Annotated in this window: 22 protein-coding genes and 1 riboswitch; all 22 genes read left to right on the top strand. The window is 38.9% G+C overall.

Annotation, left to right across the window (positions count from 1 at the left end; translation table 11 throughout):
- Positions 1–89: 89 nt before the first annotated feature.
- The 22 genes from IGJ52_RS06985 (at position 90) to parC (ending at position 21,165) form a co-directional block, all read left to right on the top strand.
- On the top strand, positions 90–533 hold the full coding sequence (locus IGJ52_RS06985) for a EutP/PduV family microcompartment system protein (protein ID WP_002363995.1): 444 nt from the start codon (positions 90–92) through the stop codon (positions 531–533).
- Entirely contained in the window at positions 530–1,111 is a 582-nt protein-coding gene (locus tag IGJ52_RS06980; RefSeq protein WP_002408470.1) for a cob(I)yrinic acid a,c-diamide adenosyltransferase, read from the top strand. Before IGJ52_RS06985 ends, IGJ52_RS06980 begins: the two co-directional genes overlap by 4 nt.
- A gap of 44 nt (positions 1,112–1,155) precedes the next feature.
- A riboswitch (adenosylcobalamin (AdoCbl) riboswitch) is annotated at positions 1,156–1,305 on the top strand.
- Positions 1,306–1,597: 292 nt separating this feature from the next.
- Positions 1,598–2,728, top strand: coding sequence for a 1-propanol dehydrogenase PduQ (locus IGJ52_RS06975; RefSeq protein WP_002420173.1), 1,131 nt, complete (start codon positions 1,598–1,600; stop codon positions 2,726–2,728).
- 159 nt (positions 2,729–2,887) lie between these two features.
- Positions 2,888–3,235, top strand: coding sequence for an ethanolamine utilization microcompartment protein EutS (gene eutS / locus IGJ52_RS06970; protein WP_002345864.1), 348 nt, complete (start codon positions 2,888–2,890; stop codon positions 3,233–3,235).
- A 27-nt stretch (positions 3,236–3,262) separates the two neighbouring features.
- Complete coding sequence (locus IGJ52_RS06965) at positions 3,263–3,835, top strand: ANTAR domain-containing response regulator (protein WP_002357503.1); 573 nt, start codon at positions 3,263–3,265, stop codon at positions 3,833–3,835.
- Positions 3,836–5,269 (top strand): sensor histidine kinase, encoded by a 1,434-nt coding sequence (locus IGJ52_RS06960; RefSeq protein WP_002357504.1) that lies wholly within the window; start codon positions 3,836–3,838, stop codon positions 5,267–5,269.
- Between the two features lie 66 nt (positions 5,270–5,335).
- Complete coding sequence (gene eutA, locus IGJ52_RS06955; protein ID WP_002382341.1) at positions 5,336–6,784, top strand: ethanolamine ammonia-lyase reactivating factor EutA; 1,449 nt, start codon at positions 5,336–5,338, stop codon at positions 6,782–6,784.
- 17 nt (positions 6,785–6,801) lie between these two features.
- Positions 6,802–8,166: an ethanolamine ammonia-lyase subunit EutB gene (locus IGJ52_RS06950; RefSeq protein ID WP_002357506.1), complete on the top strand. Its 1,365-nt coding sequence runs from the start codon at positions 6,802–6,804 to the stop codon at positions 8,164–8,166.
- A 17-nt stretch (positions 8,167–8,183) separates the two neighbouring features.
- A complete protein-coding gene (eutC, locus tag IGJ52_RS06945) occupies positions 8,184–9,095 on the top strand; it encodes an ethanolamine ammonia-lyase subunit EutC (RefSeq protein WP_002363986.1) in 912 nt (303 codons plus the stop codon).
- A 13-nt stretch (positions 9,096–9,108) separates the two neighbouring features.
- Positions 9,109–9,762, top strand: a complete 654-nt coding sequence (gene eutL, locus IGJ52_RS06940) for an ethanolamine utilization microcompartment protein EutL (protein ID WP_010715225.1) — start codon at positions 9,109–9,111, stop codon at positions 9,760–9,762.
- A 13-nt stretch (positions 9,763–9,775) separates the two neighbouring features.
- Positions 9,776–10,294 (top strand): BMC domain-containing protein, encoded by a 519-nt coding sequence (locus tag IGJ52_RS06935; RefSeq protein ID WP_002360254.1) that lies wholly within the window; start codon positions 9,776–9,778, stop codon positions 10,292–10,294.
- Positions 10,285–11,763 carry an acetaldehyde dehydrogenase (acetylating) gene (locus IGJ52_RS06930; protein WP_002371118.1) on the top strand — a complete coding sequence of 493 codons (1,479 nt, stop codon included), beginning with the start codon at positions 10,285–10,287 and terminating at the stop codon, positions 11,761–11,763. The genes IGJ52_RS06935 and IGJ52_RS06930 overlap by 10 nt, the downstream gene beginning before the upstream one ends.
- 122 nt (positions 11,764–11,885) lie before the next feature.
- On the top strand, positions 11,886–12,176 hold the full coding sequence (locus IGJ52_RS06925; RefSeq protein WP_002357513.1) for a BMC domain-containing protein: 291 nt from the start codon (positions 11,886–11,888) through the stop codon (positions 12,174–12,176).
- Between the two features lie 67 nt (positions 12,177–12,243).
- On the top strand, positions 12,244–12,813 hold the full coding sequence (locus tag IGJ52_RS06920) for a hypothetical protein (RefSeq protein WP_002420176.1): 570 nt from the start codon (positions 12,244–12,246) through the stop codon (positions 12,811–12,813).
- A gap of 3 nt (positions 12,814–12,816) precedes the next feature.
- On the top strand, positions 12,817–13,452 hold the full coding sequence (gene eutD, locus IGJ52_RS06915; protein ID WP_438791988.1) for an ethanolamine utilization phosphate acetyltransferase EutD: 636 nt from the start codon (positions 12,817–12,819) through the stop codon (positions 13,450–13,452).
- Between the two features lie 14 nt (positions 13,453–13,466).
- Positions 13,467–14,066, top strand: coding sequence for a TIGR02536 family ethanolamine utilization protein (locus IGJ52_RS06910; protein WP_192444614.1), 600 nt, complete (start codon positions 13,467–13,469; stop codon positions 14,064–14,066).
- 12 nt (positions 14,067–14,078) lie between these two features.
- Positions 14,079–14,342, top strand: a complete 264-nt coding sequence (locus tag IGJ52_RS06905) for a EutN/CcmL family microcompartment protein (protein ID WP_002357519.1) — start codon at positions 14,079–14,081, stop codon at positions 14,340–14,342.
- 12 nt (positions 14,343–14,354) lie between these two features.
- Positions 14,355–15,455 (top strand): ethanolamine utilization protein EutH, encoded by a 1,101-nt coding sequence (gene eutH / locus IGJ52_RS06900; RefSeq protein WP_002379468.1) that lies wholly within the window; start codon positions 14,355–14,357, stop codon positions 15,453–15,455.
- Between the two features lie 12 nt (positions 15,456–15,467).
- A complete protein-coding gene (locus tag IGJ52_RS06895; protein WP_002357522.1) occupies positions 15,468–15,911 on the top strand; it encodes an ethanolamine utilization protein EutQ in 444 nt (147 codons plus the stop codon).
- A gap of 88 nt (positions 15,912–15,999) precedes the next feature.
- A complete protein-coding gene (locus IGJ52_RS06890; RefSeq protein WP_002363980.1) occupies positions 16,000–16,428 on the top strand; it encodes a CoA-binding protein in 429 nt (142 codons plus the stop codon).
- 204 nt (positions 16,429–16,632) lie between these two features.
- Entirely contained in the window at positions 16,633–18,690 is a 2,058-nt protein-coding gene (gene parE / locus IGJ52_RS06885) for a DNA topoisomerase IV subunit B (RefSeq protein WP_010816532.1), read from the top strand.
- 12 nt (positions 18,691–18,702) lie between these two features.
- Entirely contained in the window at positions 18,703–21,165 is a 2,463-nt protein-coding gene (parC, locus tag IGJ52_RS06880) for a DNA topoisomerase IV subunit A (RefSeq protein WP_002357527.1), read from the top strand.
- Positions 21,166–21,378 lie beyond the last annotated feature (213 nt).

Below are 21,378 nucleotides of genomic sequence, written 5' to 3'. Positions count from 1 at the left end.
CAATGGCGTGTTTTAACAAATCGGCAAAGGAGCCCAAGACTAAGTACGTGATGGTACTTGCTTTGGGCTCCTTTTTTATGGAGGTAGCGATGAAACGAATCATTTTAATGGGAGCTATCGGTTGTGGCAAAACCACGTTATGTCAAGCTCTGCAAGGCAAAGAATTAATTTATGATAAAACACAGGCGGTGGAATTTCATACAGAAATGATTGATACACCGGGCGAGTTTATTTTGCATCGGCAATATTATAATGCATTAAACGTCACAGCGGCAGAAGCAGATGTGATCGGTTTGGTTCAAAGTGCTGTAGAAACACAACAAGTTTTTTCACCAGGATTTGGTAGTATTTTCCCGAAAGAAATCATTGGTATTTTAACCAAGATTGATTTAGCACAAGATTCTCAGCAGTTAGAGATTGTTCGGCAACAATTAAAAAGTGCGGGTGCAACAAGAATTTTTGAAATTTCTTCTGTTGAAAAAATTGGCTTGCAAGAATTAGTAGATTATTTAGAGGAGGATGAAGCAGAATGAAAATTTATACAAAAACTGGCGATAAGGGAATGACGAAATTAGTCGGCAGCTCAACCGTCGCTAAGGATTCTGATCGAGTTGAAAGTTATGGAACAATTGATGAATTGAATTCTTGGGTCGGCTACATTATCAGCCAACTTCCACAAGAAAATCAAGAAATTAAAGAAGAACTAGAAGCTTTACAACATTTACTTTTTGATGCGGGAACAGATTTGTCAACACCGATTGAAGCACAACGACCATTTAAATTACAAAAGGAAAGTGTCCATTGGCTAGAACAGCGGATTGATTTCTACACTGCACAATCACCAGATATTGATCGTTTTATTTTACCTGGCGGAACCTCAGCAGCCAGTATGGTTCATGTGGCTCGGACGATTGCACGGCGCGCAGAACGCATCATTGTTCGTTTAAATTGGACAGCCAAAATTAACGAAGAGGTATTAATTTTTACCAATCGTTTATCAGATTATTTTTATGCGTTGGCTCGCTATTTAAATGTTCAAGCACAACGACCTGATGTTTTTTATGAACGAAGCGAAAAGGTTTTCCATAAAATTAAAGAGGATGGATTGTAAACAGTTGCTTTTCTAAAAAACTTATGGTAAATTTCAGATAGATTAAACGAATATTTTATGAAAAATATGAATGGAAGCCAGTGAGAATCTGGCACGGTCCCGCCACTGTGAAGAAGCAAGGTTGCTTTTAAGTCAGGTCTTTTCATTTTTTCATTATTGGGCATGCTGTTTCGAGGCAAAACAGGATGTTTCTTAACAACGCTTGTGTTGAAAATCCAGCCCAAGATATTTGTATTAATCCAATTAATGGCACGAGGAAGTGCTTTTGGGAATTTTGGGCTGGTCTTTCAATGTTGAAGGAGATTTCAGGTACAATGACGTACTGCTATATTCCCTTTTTTTATTGACAATTAATTAAAGGCGTTGTACTCTATGGATAAGGTTTCGTGTACAATGGCGTATACATAAGGAAGCAAAGACGCTTCAGACAGATGATTTTTCGTTTGTTTGAAGTGTCTTTTTGTATTTTATTAAGGAGGAATTTAGATGAAAACAATTCATTTCCCTACCGAACTATGGGTAGGAGAAGGCGCATTAGCCAATTTGGAAACACTTCATGATAAACGTGTTTTCATTGTCACAGATCCATTCATGGTTGACTCTGGATTTGTGAATGAAGTGACAAAGCATTTAACAAAAAGTGAATGGCAAATTTTTAGTGACATCATCCCCGATCCACCAATTGATAAAATCGCTGCGGGAATTAAGCAGTTAGCGACATTTCAAGGAGATACGATATTAGCTTTAGGTGGGGGATCCGCTATTGATGCGGCCAAAGCAATGAAATTTTTTGGCAAACGTACTTTGCAAACTCAGATTGCTGAGTTTATTGCGGTTCCTACAACTAGTGGAACTGGTTCAGAAGTTACGAATTTTTCAGTGATTACGGTTGCAGAAACTGGCACGAAAATCCCGCTTGTAACGGATGAAATTCAACCAGAAATTGCGATTTTAGATACAAATTTAGTGATGAGTGTGCCACCAAAAATCACAGCGGATACAGGAATGGACGTCTTAACGCATGTTATTGAAGCGTATGTTTCAACAGAAGCAAATCCGATTTCAGATGCGTTGTGCGAAAAAGTCGTTCGCCTGGTATTCGACAATTTAGAAATAGCCTTTAATGAGGGTAGCAACCAAGAAGCTCGTGAAAATATGCATTTAGCTTCATGTATGGCAGGGATGGCGTTTAATGTTACTTCGTTAGGCTTGAATCACGGTATTGCTCATGCGGCCGGTGCGCGTTTACATGTGCCACATGGACGAATGAATGCAATGCTCTTACCTGAAGTCATTGCATATAACAGTGGCTTAGCGAATGGCAAAGTCACCAACGAACCAACAGCCAAACGTTATGCGCAGTTAGCAAATTGTCTAAATGATACACAGACAACCAATGCACGGATTGGTGTTCAACAATTTATTCGACAAATCAAGCAACTCCGTCACAAATTAAACATGCCTGCCACTTTTAGTGATTATGGTTTACCAAAAGAAGAAGTCCAAACTGCAATCCCAAAAATAGCTGAAGGCGCATTGATGGATGGCTGCACCAAAACAAATCCTGTCCAACCAACAGCAGCAGAAGTGACAAAAATTTTAAATTCTATCTTATAAGCGATTGACAGGATGAAATCGATAACATATAATGTGGGTAGCACAACGGCGTGCTTCAAAATTTAAGAGCAAAGAAGCTCCTTAGTAGAAAGCGAAAGTGGAACCTTTACGTTTTTTATTGAGGATTTTTTATTTGCTAAATTAAAGGAGCGAGTCTGGTTGGAAGAAAAACAACGAATGATTCAAGAATATGTTCCTGGGAAACAAGTAACGTTAGCGCACATCATTGCTAGTCCTAATAAAGAAATTTATACAAAATTAGGATTGCCAGAAGGCACCAGCAATGCACTAGGTATTTTGACAATCACTCCGAGCGAAGCGGCAATTATCGCTGTTGATATTGCGACTAAAAGCGGAGATATCCAAATCGGTTTTATTGATCGTTTTTCTGGATCGGTGGTCATTTCTGGTGACGTAAGCTCAGTGGAAGCGGCCTTACAAGCGGTGATTGAAGGTTTACAACAGATTTTAAACTTTTCTGTAACTTGTAAAATTACCAGAACATAGCGTTGAAAGGACAAGGGCGTGAAGAAAATGGATGGACGAATTGTAATAGTCGATGATGAACCTATTACGAGACTCGATATTCGTGATATTGTGATAGAAGCAGGGTACGAAGTAGTCGGTGAAGCGGCCGATGGTTTTGAAGCAATTGAAGTATGTAAAAAAACACAACCTGACCTAGTATTAATGGACATTCAAATGCCAATTTTAGATGGTCTAAAAGCAGGTAAAAAAATTGTTCAAGACCAACTAGCCAGTAGTATTGTCTTTTTATCTGCATACAGTGACGTACAAAATACGGACAAGGCTAAAAAATTAGGCGCACTGGGTTATTTAGTTAAACCTCTAGATGAAAAATCATTAATACCTACAATTGAAATGAGCATTGAACGAGGCAAACAAACGCAGCTGTTACTAAATCAAATCGATAAATTAAGTTTAAAATTAGAAGAACGTAAAATTATCGAAAAAGCCAAAGGTATTCTTGTAAAAGAAAATCATATATCGGAAGAAGAAGCCTACCAAATGTTGCGTACGTTAAGTATGAACAAACGCGCACGTATGAGTGAAATTGCAGAATTGATTGTAATGGATGATGAATAAATGAAACGATTAGAGCAATTATGTCACCAATATACCAATCTTTCAGAATCAGACATTAAAGAATTACAACGTACAGCACGTTATCTTTCTTCGACGACACTCTATCAAAGTGCAGATGTTTTTATTGATGTGTATAAGGAAATGTCACAACAAGCACTAGTCGTTTATCATAAGCCGCCTGCGAAAACAACTTCTTTATATAGCGGAGATGTCGTCGGGATGGAAGCTTTATTAAAAAATGAACCTGGTGTTCTGCGTACCATGCAAACTAGCTTAAATAGCATTGGTTTGTTAGCAGTGACTCAGGAAAATCGTTTGATTAAGCAAAATATCTATCCCATTCGCAATGAACATCGAACGATTGGTGTCATTATTGTCGAGATTGCGGCAGATGAAGAGATTCAAGCGGACTTACAAAAAGAGGAGCTAAATAACTGCCAGTTAGCAAAAGTAGCGAAATCAACTAGTCAAGTCGACGCATTATTTATTGATCAATTAGCAGAAGCCGTTTTGATTTTTGATGCGGCGGGTCACTTATTAATTACCAATCACAATGCACAAGAGCTTTATCGCAAACTTGGTTATCGGGACAATATCATTGGAATGAGTTATGACAATTTGTCCATCGATTATACAACTTTTGAATATGTGTTGTATCAAATGAAATATAAAATGAGTAATCAACCAATTGAAAGCAAAACGACCTACCTTAATTATTATTTTAAGGTTCGGAAAGTGTGGTTGGCATCAGAAGAACAACTGATTATGATTATTCAAGACAATACAGAATTTAAAGAAAAAGAAGCGGAAATTATTTCCAAATCTGTTGCGATTCGTGAAATTCATCATCGTGTTAAAAATAACTTGCAATCGGTGGTTTCCTTATTGCGTATTCAAGAACGGCGAACGCAAAGCCCCGAAGCAAAGAAAGTCCTTCATGAAAGTGTCAATCGAATTATGGCGATTGCAGCCACCCATGAATTGCTGTCAAAACAAGTCAAAGATGACGTTGCTTTACGGCAAACATTGGAAGCAGTGATGTATAATTTTAGACATCTTTTTCAAGGCGCACAACCCATTGAGATGATGATGGATGTTGACCCAGCCATTATGGTTTCTAGCGAACAAATGGTCACCATTTCCCTTGTTGTCAACGAACTATTACAAAACATTTTTGATCACGCATTTGAGCCACAAACAAGTGGCGTTGTTAAACTTAGTGGAACATTAGATAATAAAATGATTACCATTACTGTTACAGATAATGGTAAAGGCTATGACGTTCATCAAAGTAACGAGACCAGTTTAGGTTTGATGATTGTCAAAAGCTACGTAAAAGATAAATTAAAAGGAAAAATTACAATTGAATCCAATAAACAGGGAACTAAAACCTGTTTCTATTTCGAACAGAACACCAGTGATGTTGTTCATTGATTAAGCAAAGGCGCTTAAAGAAAAGTAGAAAGAAATTTTCTAACGATTCTTTAAGTGCCTTTTTGTATGCAAAAGGAGGCGAGTCAGGCGATGTCGAAGGAAACACTTTTAACCGTAGGGATTGATTTAGGGACGTCTACAACCCAATTAGTCTTGTCAGAATTAACTGTTGAAAATTTTGCCTCTGCGTTTACAGTACCACGTATCAGCATTTCTGATAAAAAAGTCATTTACCGAAGTGACATTATCTTTACACCCTTACTTAACCAATCAGAAATTGATGCAGAACCTATCAAAGCGTTTGTAGCGGAGCAATATCGCCAAGCAGGCATTCATAAACAAGATATTCAAATGGGTGCGGTAATTATCACAGGTGAAACTGCTCGAAAAAGCAATGCCAACAATGTGCTACGAGCACTTAGTGGCTATGCAGGTGATTTTGTCGTTGCTACGGCTGGTCCTGATTTAGAAAGTATCATTGCCGGGAAAGGCGCTGGTGCTCAAACTTATTCTGAAACGAAACGCAAACCAGTGGTTAATTTAGACATTGGTGGTGGAACGACAAATTTAGCTGTCTTTAAAGATGGCGAAGTGATTGACACGGCTTGTTTTGACATTGGCGGACGCTTAATTAAATTAGATCAACAACAAAAAATCACCTATATAGCTCCGAAGATTCAAGAAATTATAAATAAAAAAGGGCTAACCTTGCACCTTGGTGACCAAGCCACCGAACAAAACTTACTGCCAATTATTTCGGAATTAGTTGCCGTGTTAGAAAATAGCATTGGCTTGGGGACACAAAGTCCGTTCTACCAGTTATTAGTAACCAACCATCCACTACGAAAAGGTGAGGAATTACCAATTGTAACATTTTCTGGTGGTGTGGCTGATTGCTTAAATACGACAAGTACGAATCTCTTTAAATATGGGGACATCGGCTTACTTTTAGGGAAATACTTGAGAAAGTCACTGATTTTTTCGGAAAAAGAAGTCTTAGAAAGCGCAGAAACAATCCGAGCGACGGTCGTCGGAGCAGGTTCACACACTGCTGAAATTAGCGGAAGCACGATTGCTTACCGTGAGCAAATTTTGCCGGTAAAAAATATCCCAATTCTAAAATTAGCGCAAGAGGATGAAACCCTTACTGTGACAGAACTAGGCCAGCGAATCCAAGAAAAACTCAATTGGCATCGTATTGAAGAAACACCCCAGATTGCCCTAGCAATTAGAGGCATGAGCAATCCAACATTTGCTGATATTCAACGCTATGGTCAAGGGATTGTGGAAGGATTAGCTAGTTTAGTTGCTGAACAAATTCCCATTATTGTTATGGTGGATGAAGACATGGCGAAAGCTTTAGGGCATGCCTTAAGTGCCCATCTGCCAAAAGACTATCCGTTTATCTGTCTTGATTCGGTCAAAGTAGAAAACGGTGATTATGTAGATATCGGTTTACCAGTGGCAGAAGGAGCCGTCCTTCCAGTCATTGTTAAGACCTTAGTATTTAATTAAAAAGGAGCGACACAAAGATGATTTTAAAAACCAAACTATTTGGCAAAGTCTATCAATTTACATCCGTTAAAGAAGTCTTAGCCAAAGCCAATGAAGAAAAGTCTGGCGACAAGTTAGCTGGCGTAGCTGCTAATTCAGCCGAAGAACGCGTGGCGGCGAAAGTCGTTTTATCAGAATTGTCCTTAAATGACTTGTTTAACAATCCCGTCGTTGATTATGACGAAGACGAAGTGACACGCATTATTATTGACCAAGTCAATATGCGAATTTTTGAAAGTATTAAACATTGGACAGTCGCAGAATTACGCGAATTTATCTTATCTTCGGAAACAACCGATTTTGATATCAAACGAATTTCCCGTGGACTCACTTCAGAAATGATTGCTGCTGTCTGTAAATTAATGTCCAACATGGATCTAATTGTTGGCGCAAAAAAAATCAATATTGAAAAAACCGCCAACACAACGATTGGCCGTCCCGGAACTTTTTCAAATCGTTTACAGCCGAACCATCCAACCGATAATGTCGATGGCATTATGGCTTCAGTTATGGAAGGTCTTTCTTATGGCGCCGGTGATGCTTTAATTGGTTTGAATCCTGTTGATGATTCTACAGAAAGTGTTAAACGAATCTTAAACAAATTTGAAGAGTTCCGTAGCGAATGGGAAATTCCAACACAAACTTGCGTGCTTGCTCACGTAACGACACAAATGGAAGCCATGCGTCAAGGCGCGCCAACTGGCTTAGTCTTTCAATCCATCGCTGGTTCAGAAAAAGGGAACACAGCATTTGGTTTAAATGCAGAAATTTTAGCTGAAGCACAAGATTTAGCGCTTCACAGTGGTCAAGCAGCTGGTCCTAATGTGATGTATTTTGAAACAGGTCAAGGCTCAGAACTTTCTTCTGAAGCGAACTTTGGCGCAGACCAAGTGACAATGGAAGCGCGTTGTTATGGCTTAGCCAAAAAATTTGATCCGTATATTGTAAATACCGTTGTCGGCTTTATTGGACCAGAATATCTTTACGATTCAAAACAAGTCATCCGCGCTGGTTTAGAAGATCATTTCATGGGCAAATTAACAGGAATTTCAATGGGTTGTGATGTCTGCTACACCAACCATATGAAAGCTGATCAAAATGATATGGAAAACTTAGCAATGTTATTAGCAACAGCTGGTTGTACGTATATCATGGGGATTCCTCATGGCGATGATGTCATGTTAAATTATCAAACAACTGGGTTCCATGAAACTGCGACGATTCGTGAAACATTAGGCTTACGTCCAATTAAAGAATTTGAAGAATGGATGGAAAAAATGGGCTTAATGGAAAACGGAAAATTAACAAGTCGCGCTGGCGATGCATCTGTATTTATTAAATAAACGAGGTGAGAATACAAATGAACGAAAAAGAATTAAAAGAAATGATTGCCGGAATTTTAACAGAAATGGTCGCTGACAATCAAGCGGTTTCGACTGCCACTGTGACTGCTGAAGAAAAACCAGTCACAACACACGTCACTGAAACGACAGAAATTGAAGAAGGCCTAATTCCTGACATTACTGAAGTAGATTTACGTAAACAATTACTATTGAAAAATGCCGTAGATCCTGAAGCACTATTAAAAATGAAAGCTTTCTCGCCAGCTCGTTTAGGCGTTGGTCGTGCAGGGACGCGTTATATGACTAGTTCAACATTACGTTTCCGAGCGGACCATGCGGCAGCACAAGATGCGGTCTTTTCAGACGTAAGTGAAGACTTGGTAAAAGAAATGAATTTTATTTCTACAAAAACAATCTGTAACAGTAAAGATGAATATTTAACACGTCCAGATTATGGTCGTCAATTTGATGAAGAAAATAGTGAAATCATTCGAAAAAATACGACACCAAAAGCCAAAATCCAAATGGTCGTAGGGGATGGCCTTAGTTCAGCAGCTATCGAAGCGAATATTAAAGAAGTCCTACCAGCAATTAAACAAGGATTAAACATGTACAACTTAGATTTCGACAATGTTGTTTTTGTTAAATATTGTCGCGTGCCAGCAATGGATAAAATTGGTGAAATCACTGACGCTGATGTTGTTTGTTTGCTAGTTGGCGAACGTCCTGGTTTAGTAACAGCTGAATCTATGAGTGCCTACATTGCTTACAAACCAACTGTCGGTATGCCAGAAGCACGGCGGACAGTTATTTCAAATATTCACAAAGGTGGGACACCGGCTGTTGAAGCAGGCGCCTACATTGCCGAAATTATCAAAAAAATGTTAGACAAGAAAAAATCTGGTATTGATTTAAAAGAAGCTGAATAAAGGAGGATTTCTCATGAAAAATGATCGTCTAGGCGCAAATGTCCTAAGTATGAAAGTCATTCCCAATGTCGATCCGGCATTAGCAAAAGAATTATCATTGAAACCAGAACATCGCTCATTAGGAATTGTTACTTCCGATTGTGATGATGTCACTTATGTTGCATTAGATGAAGCAACTAAAGCCGCCGATGTTACTGTAGTTTACGGTAAAAGTATGTATGCTGGCGCAGCAAATGCTTCAACCAAATTAGCCGGTGAAGTGATTGGCATTATTGCTGGTCCGAGTCCTGCCGAAATCAATAGTGGCTTGAGTGTCATTACGCAAGTCATTGAAGAAGAAGCCAGCTTCTATAGTGCTAACGAAGATGACAGTATTGTTTATTTTGCGCATGTAGTGTCAAGAACGGGTAGCTTTTTATCTGAACAAGCGAATATTCCTGAAGGTGAAGCGATTGCTTATCTGATTGCTCCACCGCTAGAAGCAATGGTTGGCTTAGATGCAGCAATGAAAGCTGCCGATGTTCAAATGGGTGTCTTTTATGGCCCACCTTCTGAAACGAACTTTGGGGGCGCCTTATTGACAGGTAGTCAATCTGCATGTAAAGCTGCTTGCAGTGCGTTTGAACAAGTCATTCAAAATATCGCTGACAATCCGTTGAGTTATTAAGGATGTGACCTGAATGAAAGCATTAGGAATGGTCGAAGTCAAAGGGTTTTTAGGTGCCATTAGTGTGGCCGATGCGGCATTAAAAGCCGCCGACGTTACTTTGTTAAAAGCTGAAATTATTAATGGCGGTTTAACAACTGTGGAACTGATTGGTGACGTTGCCGCGGTTCAAGCTGCCGTTGAAGTAGGCACGGAAGTAGCTAAAGAATTAAATTGTTTAATTGCTCATCATGTGATCTCACGGGTTGATGCTCAAACGGAAGTGATTTTATCAGATCCAGAACCCAAGTCAGCACCTGAACCGATGGAACAAATAGAAGTAATTGAAGAAGAGATTGAAACACCAGACTTGGAAGAACACACTGGCACACGCCAAAAATTAGAAACACAACGCGTGGTTGATTTACGCAAACAAGCCTACAAAATGAACCTAAGTAGTTTAAAGAAAAGTGAGATTAAATTTGCCAATAAAGAAGCTTTAATTCAAGCAATCATGGCTGAAATAGAAAGAAGTGAAGACGAGTGGAATTAGTAGATAAAGACTTACGTTCCATCCAAGAAACAAGAAATTTAATCAGAAAAGCCAAAGAGGCACAGCAAGTATTAGCAACATTTTCGCAAAAACAAATCGATGCGATTGTCCAAGCAGTTTCAGAGGCTACGTTTAACCAACGAGAAAAGTTAGCGAAAATGGCCAATGAAGAAACAGGATTTGGTATCTATGAAGATAAAATCATCAAAAATGCTTTCGCTTCAAAAGTAGTATATGACGAAATGAAGGACAAACCTACAGTTGGTGTGATCAATGATGATGCTGCCAAAAAAGTCACTGAAATTGCTGTCCCAGTTGGTGTAATTGCAGGATTAATTCCTTCTACCAACCCGACATCAACAGTCATTTACAAAGCATTAATTTCATTAAAAGCTGCCAACAGCATTGTTTTTTCACCACATCCCAATGCGTTGAAATCGATTATTGAAACAGTAGAAATTATCCAAAAAGCGGCTATTGCTGCAGGGGCACCAGAAGGTTGTGTCTCGGTCATCAAAACGCCAACTATGCAAGCGACCAGCGAATTAATGAAAAATAAAGAAACAAATTTAATTTTAGCTACTGGTGGAAACGCAATGGTTAAAGCCGCGTACTCTTCTGGAACACCAGCAATCGGTGTTGGGCCTGGTAATGGACCAGCCTACATCGAACGAAGCGCAAATGTTCCTCATGCAGTGAAACAAATAATGGATTCAAAAACTTTCGATAACGGTACAATTTGTGCATCGGAACAATCAATTATTGTTGAAACTGTCAACCGTGAAGCGGTCAAAGAAGAGTTAATTAAGCAGGGAGCGTATTTCTTAAGTCCAGCCGAAGCCGACAAATTAGCTAAATTTATTTTACGACCAAACGGTACAATGAACCCGCAAATCGTAGGACGTTCCGTTCAACATATTGCTTCATTAGTTGGTTTATCTATTCCAAAAGATCGCCGCTTAATTGTTGCCGAGGAAACACATGTAGGCTTGAAATATCCATTTTCAAGAGAAAAATTGGCGCCGATTATTGCTTTCTATACAGTTGAAAACTGGGAAGCAGCTTGCGCGTTATCAATTGAAATTTTGAAAGGTGAAGGTGCGGGTCATACGATGGGTATTCACACAGAAAACAAAGAAGTCATTCGTGAATTTGGCTTAAGAAAACCCGTCTCTCGTTTACTTGTTAACACCTCTGGTACACTTGGCGGAATTGGTGCTTCAACTAACTTAGTGCCAGCATTAACACTTGGCTGTGGCGCAGTTGGTGGCAGCTCAACTTCTGATAATATTGGGGTTGAAAATCTGTTCAATTTACGTCGTGTTGCTTATGGCGTGCGTGATTTAGAAGAGATTCGTCAAGAATTTGGTCAAACATCAACCACATCTGTGGCTACTTCTTGCGAAACAACCAATCAAGAAGAACTAGTAAATGCCGTGGTGGCTCAAGTTTTAGCTCGCTTAAACTAACAAGAAACGAGCGAGTAAGAGTAAAACAAATGAATTATTGGATTTAGGGTTTGGGACCTAAGTCAAATTGCTAATTGTCCCAAATTTTTAAAATAAAACATACATCTTAGGAGGAAATTATAATGTCAAGTACAAATGCTTTAGGAATGATCGAAACTCGTGGTTTAGTAGGTGCTGTCGAAGCAGCCGATGCAATGGTGAAAGCGGCAAACGTTACTTTAATTGGAAAAGAACAAGTCGGTGGCGGTTTAGTTACAGTAATGGTTCGCGGTGACGTTGGTGCTGTAAAAGCAGCAACAGATGCTGGTGCTGCCGCAGCAGAACGTGTTGGCGAATTATTATCTGTCCATGTAATTCCACGTCCACATACAGAAGTAGACGCTATTTTACCACACGCAACAACTGAATTATAATTTTGATTTTTTGGGGCAGAGGTAGGTTCATTACTTCTGTCCTAAACTTTCATTGAGGAGGGGTGTTATGACAGTTATTACAGAAGATATGCTTCGCAACAAAAGGCTTAAAAAAGAACTAGAAGATGGCACGGATTTTGTGTTTCCTGTAGGCAGTTTTCTGACGCCAGCCGCCAAAAGCTATCTACGCGAGCATCGGATTAATAGCAGCTTCTCTTCAACAAACCCATTGCTTTCTGAGGTTCATTCAGTGAAGGCCTCCTCACAAAAACAAAAACAAGAACATTTATCAAAAGAAACAATTTATGAGATTCGGCACTTAAGCCATCTATTGTATTTGCCTTTCTTAACGAATGAAGCGTTATCAACAGAAGGTTGGTTATATTTCGAACAACAACAACTGTGGTTAGAGAAATTTATTTTAGAACAGTCGCTTGTAATGGAGCCAGTCATTTTGGAATCAAAGGTAACTATTCTAACTAACCAACAGAGACAATGGCGCTATTCCTCAAAAGAAATTCAATTACAACTAGATAAAATTATTCTCCAGTTAAAAGGAGAATCACAACTGTTCGGCCTTTTTCAATCTTGGGCTGCAGAATTAATTAGCACCATGGCTGAAATATCACGAAACTAGGAGATGAACAAATTGGATTCAATGAATGAAATTGTTGAAGAAGTTGTTAAACGAATTCAGCAACAACAACAAAATACTTTTGAAGTTGAAGCTTCTGGCCGACATGTTCATTTGTCTCGTCAAGAGATTGATGCATTATTTGGACCAGGATATCAACTAACAAAAGTGAAAGATTTATCACAACCTGGACAGTTCGTTTGTAAAGAACGAATTACGGTTGCTGGACCTAAAGGACTTTTTCAAAATGTGGTTATTTTAGGCCCTGAACGTAGCGAATCACAAGTTGAAGTTTCTATGACGGATACACGTATTTTAGGAATTAACGCCCCAGTTAGAGAGAGTGGCAAGACAGAAGGGACACCAGGTGTCACGCTGATGAATGGATCAGCAGTTGTGACATTAAGTCACGGCTTAATTGTTGCCAAACGTCATATTCACATGACACCCGAAGACGCCTTGAAAAATAAAGTAAGCAATAGCCAAATTGTGCAAGTCAAAGTGGAAGGCACACGTCCGTTAATCTTTGATGATGTAGTTGTGCGAATCAGTCCGCGATTTGCAACGTACATGCATATTGACTACGATGAAGCCAACGCTTGCGGCATAACCAAAGGAGCTCGTGGCTATATTCTTAAGTAAAAGGAGGAAGGACAATGAACGTTTCTGAAATGGAAAATTTGATTCAACAGATTACTGATCGAATTTGTCAACAATTGCTGTCGTCGTCTTATTCAGTGGCTTTAGCAGAAGCAAAAGAAGCATTTCCTGAAGAAATGTTTGTTCGTTTTCCTGATGTAAATTGGGTAACCAAGGAGCAGAAGCAAGCACGAGGTTTGATTGTAAAGAGGCTAACGCTTTCCCAAGTAAATGCGATTGCGCATTTACAGGAAACGGATGAATTAGTCAAAAACATCTTAGCATTCTTATTTGAAGGTAAGCCGGTATTGGTTTTAACCCCAATACCTTCAGTGACTAAAAATTCCCGATTGAAGTATCGTTTGAAACAAACGATTCAGGAAAACGTGGACATGTGCCAACAGTTTGGGATGATTTTTTATCATGATTCAGAAAATTATGCTATGTTTCAGGCGGCCTGTCAAAAACAATTTCGTTCTTTGGCGGAGACCAAACGAACCTACATTACTGAAAAACAATTGATAAGAATGACAGAAGCAGGTGTTTCTTTAAGTAAAAATGCCTATTTAACCCCGTTAGCGAAAGATTATGCTAGGAAACATCAATTGCTGACGTAAGGAGGAAAAACGATGCTTTTAGGAAAAGTGACTGGTAGCCTTTGGTCAACAAGAAAAGATGAAAAATTAAATGGCTGGAAATTTATGATGGTTGATATTTTGAATCAAGAGGACGAAAAGCAAGGATTTTTAATTGCTGCTGACAACGCTGGAGCTGGTGTCGGGGACAAAGTGTTAATTAGTCAAGGCAATGCTGCCCGTATTTCGGCAGAAGATCCGAATGTCCCAATTGATGCAATGATTGTTGGTGTCATTGATTCTACAGAGGAAGAATAGGGAGGACGAGACATGAGCATTAATGAAATTATTATGTATATTATGGTTCTTTTCATGATTATTGGAGGAATCGATAAATGTATTGGCAACAAACTAGGTTTAGGGGAGCAATTTGAGGAAGGGATTATGGCTATGGGTTCTCTAGCGCTTTCTATGGTAGGGATTATCACTTTAGCGCCTGTCTTAGCCAATCTTTTAAGTCCGATTGTCGTTCCTGTCTATGAATTACTAGGTGCTGATCCAGCAATGTTTGCCACAACCTTATTGGCTAATGATATGGGCGGCTTTGCGTTAGCACAACAATTAGCCAATGATCCACAAGCTGGTTTATTTGCGGGGGCAATCTTAGGTGCAATGATGGGACCAACGTTAGTCTTTACAATTCCAGTAGCGCTGGGCATTATCCAAAAAGACGACCAACAATTCTTAGCAACGGGTGTTTTGAGCGGGATTATTACAATTCCTTTTGGTTTATTAGCAGGTGGTTTAACAGCTGGCATGCCATTGTCATTGATTGTTCCTAACTTAATTCCAATTATTATTGTTGCCGCTTTAATTATTTTAGGTTTGTGGTTAGCGCCAAATGGCATGATTAAAGGCTTCCAAATTTTTGGTCAAGGCGTAGTGATTGTCGCTATCTTTGGTTTAGTTGTGGGGGCGATTCAACTATTATTAGGAATTACAGTGATTCCTGGTATTGCACCAGTTACTGAAGGTATTGAAGTCGTTGGCGGGATTGCTTTAACTTTAGCTGGCGCTTTCTGTTTAGTAGCTGTGATTACGAAAGTCTTTAATAAACCATTGATGAAACTAGGAAAAGTTTTAGGAATGAATGAAGTAGCGGCTGCAGGAATGGTTGCTACATTAGCTAACAATATTCCCATGTTCCAAATGTTAAAAGACATGGATAATCGAGGAAAAATTATTAATATCGCTTTTGCTGTTTCGGCTTCTTTCGTTTTGGGTGATCACCTTGGTTTTACTGCAGGCGTAGCAAAAGAAATGATTTTTCCAATGATTGTTGGAAAATTAGTTGGAGGGATTACCGCCATTTTTGTGGCTATCTTTATGGCAAATCGAATGCTAGGGAAACCCGAAACAGAAGTGAAATAATGAGGTGTAAATATGACAGAATTAAATCGTGAAATGATTGAAACGCTTGTTCGACAAATTGTCACAGAAAAATTAATGCCGACTAAACAAGTGGATCCCAGTGGAATTATGTCCATCAAATTACCCGAAATTGACGTAACAGAAGACGATCGCTTAGATACAGGCAACCCAGCGGACATTGTTTACACAAAAGATCTGTTTTCTTTAGAAGAAAGCCCGCGCCTTGGTTGCGGTTTAATGGTGATGAAAGATACCACCTTCGATTGGACACTAGAATACGATGAAATTGATTATATTATTTCAGGACAACTGGATATACTGATTGACGGACGTAAAATTTCTGCAACAGCCGGTGAAATTATTTTAATCCCGAAAAGTAGCAAAATTCAATTTTCAGTGACGGGTGATGCCCGCTTTGTCTACGTGACTTATCCAGCAGATTGGCAAAGCCAATAATTATTTTACCGGCAGTCAGAGAATAATTTTGCCAAAACCCTTTACTCAGCGTTATAATAAATAAGAACGAAAAAAAGGGGTTGAGTGAATGACATTTGAGAATCCAAGTCAAAATCAAATTTTTGATATTTTAAAACAAGCAAAAAATATTGCGGTGGTTGGTTTGAGTAACAAGCCCGACCGCACGAGTTACAAAATTGCGGAAATTTTACAGCAACATGGCTATCGTGTGTTACCTGTCAATCCAGTTTTAAAAGGCGAAACGGTGCTTGGCGAAACGGTTTATGGGACATTAACAGAGATTCCTGAAAAGATTGATATTGTTGACGTCTTTCGGCGGAGTGAATTTTTGCCAGAAGTGGCCGCAGAAACATTGAAAACAGAAGCGCCTGTCTTTTGGGCCCAACTAGGTTTGGAAAATGAAGAGGCAGCGAACTTGTTATTAAATGAAGGTCGTCAAGTTATTATGAACCGTTGTATTAAAATTGAATTGGCAAAAATGGCAGATGCTGAATAAACACGTGTAATTTTATAAAGAAAGAGCGTCCTGAACGGAAAGCTCTTTTTTTTTTGACCCAGATAGAGTATTATTGTAATGATGGTTTTAGAAGGAGCGAACGGAAAACGCAAGAAACCGGCTCACTCTTCTTCTAATTCTTTAAGAAATAGTTAATGTACGCTTATTAACTAAACGAGAATCTAAGTATAAGGAGTTTTTTCTTTGGCTAAAAAAATTAACAATGAGTACAATGATGCCTCTATCCAAGTCCTAGAAGGATTAGAAGCAGTGAGGAAAAGACCTGGTATGTATATCGGTTCAACCGATAGCCGTGGACTCCATCACTTAGTCTATGAAATTGTCGATAACGCAGTCGATGAAGCGTTATCTGGCTACGGGAATGAAATCAACGTAACTATCCAAAAAGATAATAGTATTTGTGTTGCAGACTCTGGCCGCGGAATGCCAACAGGGATGCATGCTTCTGGTATCCCAACAGTAGAAGTCATTTTTACTGTCTTACATGCGGGTGGTAAGTTTGGCCAAGGTGGCTATAAAACTTCAGGCGGACTCCATGGGGTGGGTGCCAGTGTTGTTAATGCCTTATCTAAGTGGTTAGAAGTTCATATTGTTCGTGATGGCGTAGAATACATGGAACGATTTGAGGACGGCGGTAAACCAGTTGGTACCTTAAAAAAAATCGGTAAAACAAAAAAACGCAACGGCACCTCCGTTACTTTTTTACCTGACGACACCATTTTCTCTACGACAAATTTTTCTTACGAAATTTTAGCAGAACGTTTGAGAGAATCAGCTTTCTTATTAAAAGGCGTCAAAATTACTTTAACAGATGAACGTGGGGAAGAACCCAAAGAAGAAGTCTTTCACTACGAAGAAGGCATTAAAGAATTTGTTGCCTATCTAAATGAAGAAAAAGATACATTAACACCCGTTGTTTATTTTTCAGGTTCCAAAGAAGGTATTGAAGTTGAATTAGCCTATCAATACAACGATGGCTATTCTGAAAATGTTTTATCTTTCGTTAACAATGTCCGCACAAAAGATGGCGGTACCCACGAAGTCGGTATGAAAACGTCAATGACAAAGGCGTACAATGAATATGCACGTAAAGTAGGACTATTAAAAGAAAAAGATAAAAATTTAGAAGGTAGCGACTTCCGTGAAGGCTTAGCAGCCGTCCTTTCTATTCGAGTACCAGAAAACTTACTACAGTTTGAGGGCCAAACCAAAGGAAAATTAGGTACACCTTTAGCAAGAACCGTTGTCGACAACGTCGTAGGCGAACAAATGGGCTTCTATTTACAAGAAAACAGTGAAATGAGTCAATCATTAATTCGGAAAGCGATTAAAGCCCGTGAAGCCCGTGAAGCGGCTCGTAAAGCCCGTGAAGAAAGCCGGAACGGTAAAAAACGGAAAAAAGGTGAATCGTTACTTTCTGGAAAATTAACACCGGCTCAATCCAGAAATCCTAAGAAAAATGAATTATATCTTGTCGAAGGAGACTCGGCTGGTGGCTCAGCAAAACAAGGACGCGATCGGAAGTTTCAAGCCATTTTACCGCTACGAGGAAAAGTCATTAATACGGAAAAAGCGAAAATGCAAGACATCTTGAAAAACGAAGAAATCAATACTATGATCTATACAATTGGCGCAGGCGTTGGTCCTGAATTTTCAATTGAAGATTGTAATTATGATAAAATCATCATCATGACCGATGCGGATACCGATGGTGCCCATATTCAAGTGTTGCTATTAACGTTCTTCTATCGTTATATGAAACCATTAATTGAAGCCGGCAAAGTCTATATTGCCTTACCACCTCTTTATAAAGTTTCTAAAGGAACTGGAAAAAAATCAGTCATTGAGTATGCTTGGACCGATGGTGAATTGGCAGAAGTGATTGATAAAGTTGGTAAAGGCTATATGCTCCAACGCTATAAAGGTCTGGGGGAAATGAATGCAGAACAACTTTGGGAAACAACGATGGATCCTGAAACTAGAACCTTAATTCGTGTTCGGATTGATGATGCAGCTCAAGCAGAACGCCGTGTGACCACATTAATGGGCGACAAAGTCGAACCTCGTCGAAAATGGATTGAACAACATGTTCAATTTACGTTGGAAGAAGATGGCAGTATTTTAGATCGTTCAGAAGAAGACACTTCTGCACCAACAGGAGAAAGTCTTTTAGATGCGGAAAAAACAAAAGAAGCAGAACAAACCGATGACACTGAAATCAGTTTGTTTGACATAGAGTAGGGAGTGACAATTTTGGAAAAACGCCAAGAAGTTCAAGAATTAACCCTTGAAGAAGTAATGGGCGATCGTTTTGGAAGATATTCCAAATACATCATTCAAGAACGGGCCCTACCAGATATTCGAGATGGGCTAAAACCAGTACAACGCCGCATTCTCTTTTCAATGAATAAAGACGGCAATACCTTTGATAAAGGCTTTCGTAAATCGGCAAAATCTGTCGGAAACATTATGGGGAATTATCATCCCCATGGCGACAGTAGTATTTATGAAGCGATGGTGCGTCTAAGTCAAGACTGGAAATTACGGGAAGTACTAATTGAAATGCACGGAAACAACGGAAGTATGGATGGCGACCCGCCAGCGGCGATGCGTTATACAGAAGCTCGTTTATCACAGTTAAGTGGTGAGTTGTTAAAAGATATCGACAAAAATACCGTCGATTTCGTCTGGAATTTTGACGATACAGAAAAAGAACCCACTGTTTTACCAGCCAAATATCCTAATTTATTGGTAAATGGCTCAACGGGGATTTCAGCAGGTTATGCAACAGAAATTCCTACACATAATTTAGCGGAAATTATTGATGGGACCGTGTATTTAATTGATCATCCTAATGCAAGTTTAGAGAAATTAATGGAATACATTCCAGGACCAGATTTTCCAACAGGTGGGATCTTACAAGGAAAAGCAGAAATTAAAAAAGCCTACGAAACCGGCCGTGGTAAAGTAATTTTACGTGCGAAGACAAAGATTGAGCCCTTAAAAGGCGGCAAACAACAAATTGTCATTTCTGAAATTCCTTACGAAGTCAATAAAGCAACGCTAGTGAAGAAGATGGATGAAATCCGTTTAAATAAAAAAGTAGACGGCATTGCCGAAGTTCGTGACGAAAGTGACAGAACTGGCTTGCAAATTGTTGTTGAACTAAAAAAAGATGTCAATGCAGAAGGTATTTTAAATTATCTATTTAAAAACACTGAATTGCAAATCAATTACAACTTTAACATGGTAGCCATCGACAACATGACCCCGCAACAAGTGGGCCTAAAACGGATTTTAGAAAGTTACATTACGCACCGCAAATCAGTTATCATTAACCGTTGTCAATTTGAGTTGGACAAAGCTCGCAAACGTGAGCACATTGTTGCTGGTTTAATTAAAGCATTGTCTATCTTAGATAAAGTGATTGCAACAATCCGTGGCAGTAAAGATAAAAAAGATGCGAAGAAGAACTTAGTATCCGACTATGCGTTTACTGAAGAACAAGCTGAAGCAATCGTTACTTTACAGCTATACCGTTTAACCAATACGGATATTACTGATTTACAAGAAGAAGCAAAAACTTTAGAGCAACAAATTGCTGAGTTATTGAACATTTTAAACAATGAAAAAGAACTATTCTCAGTCATGAAAAAAGAACTTCGCGAAGTTAAAAAGCAATATGGCAATCCTCGCTTAACTCAAATTGAAGAGGAAATCCAAGAAATCAAGATTGAAACAGCCGTGTTAGTTGCACAGGAAGACGTGGTCGTAACCGTGACGCACGAAGGCTATATCAAACGGAGTAGTATTCGTTCTTATACAGCATCAAAACCAGAAGAAATCGGCATGAAAGAAGGCGACTTTTTACTATATGCTGGCGAAGTCAATACATTAGATCATCTTTTACTAGTAACAAATAAAGGGAATATGATCTATCGCCCCGTCCATGAGTTGCCAGATTTACGCTGGAAAGAAATTGGCGAACATATTTCTCAAACCATTTTAAATCTTGCTATCGATGAATCGATTATTGCTGTATATCCTTATAAAGAGTTAAGTCCGACAAAAACCTTTGTTTTCATTACAAAAGCTGGCATGATTAAACAAACCAAAATGGCTGATTTTGAGCCTTGGCGCACTTATAAGAGCCGCCCGACATCTTGTATGAAATTAAAATCAGACCAAGATGAAATTACCAATGTTTATTTAACAAATGATCAAGACTTATTGGATGTTTTCCTCGTTAGCAATCGCGGTTTTGGCTTACGTTATCCATTATATGAAGTACCAGTCGTGGGTAGTAAAGCGGCTGGAGTTAAATCAATGAACCTCAAAGAAGACGATTATGTCGTTAATGGTTTACTGGTTCATTCTGAAGGGGATACACCAATTGTCATCGTTACCCAACGTGGCGGTGTTAAACGTATGTTAGCCCAAGAATTAACACAATTAGGACGAGCAAAACGTGGATTAATGGTCTTACGGGAATTGAAGAAAAATCCACATCGTGTTGTCTTTATGTCTGAAAGTACCGATTTAGATTTATTAGTTACTACGCAAAAAGGCACACAAGAAGTTATTCAGTCGAAAAACTATCCAATCAGTGAACGAACATCCAACGGTTCCTTTGTCATCGATGAACAAAAAGATGGCCAAGTAATGGAAGTCCACGAGATGCATTCTGCAGTGATTGAAGAAGAGCAAACAAACTAAACTGTGTTATAAATATCTCGACAGCAGCCATCTGTATTAATACAGATGGCTGCTGTTTTTAATACAGAAGTACATTTTTCACAAGTGATAACAACTATAAATCGTTCTTATTTTCACAAGTATAAATGTTTATATATCAGCGTTTATAATCTTCGCTCCCCATTTATTTATTAAGAAAGTGCAATAAATAATAAAAAAACGCTTGCATCTAAA

The organism is Enterococcus sp. DIV1758, assembly GCF_051711985.1.
In the GTDB taxonomy this organism is placed as follows: domain Bacteria; phylum Bacillota; class Bacilli; order Lactobacillales; family Enterococcaceae; genus Enterococcus; species Enterococcus faecalis.
The sequence above is the reverse complement of the archived record's forward strand: the minus strand, read 5'-3'. Positions and strand labels throughout refer to the sequence as shown.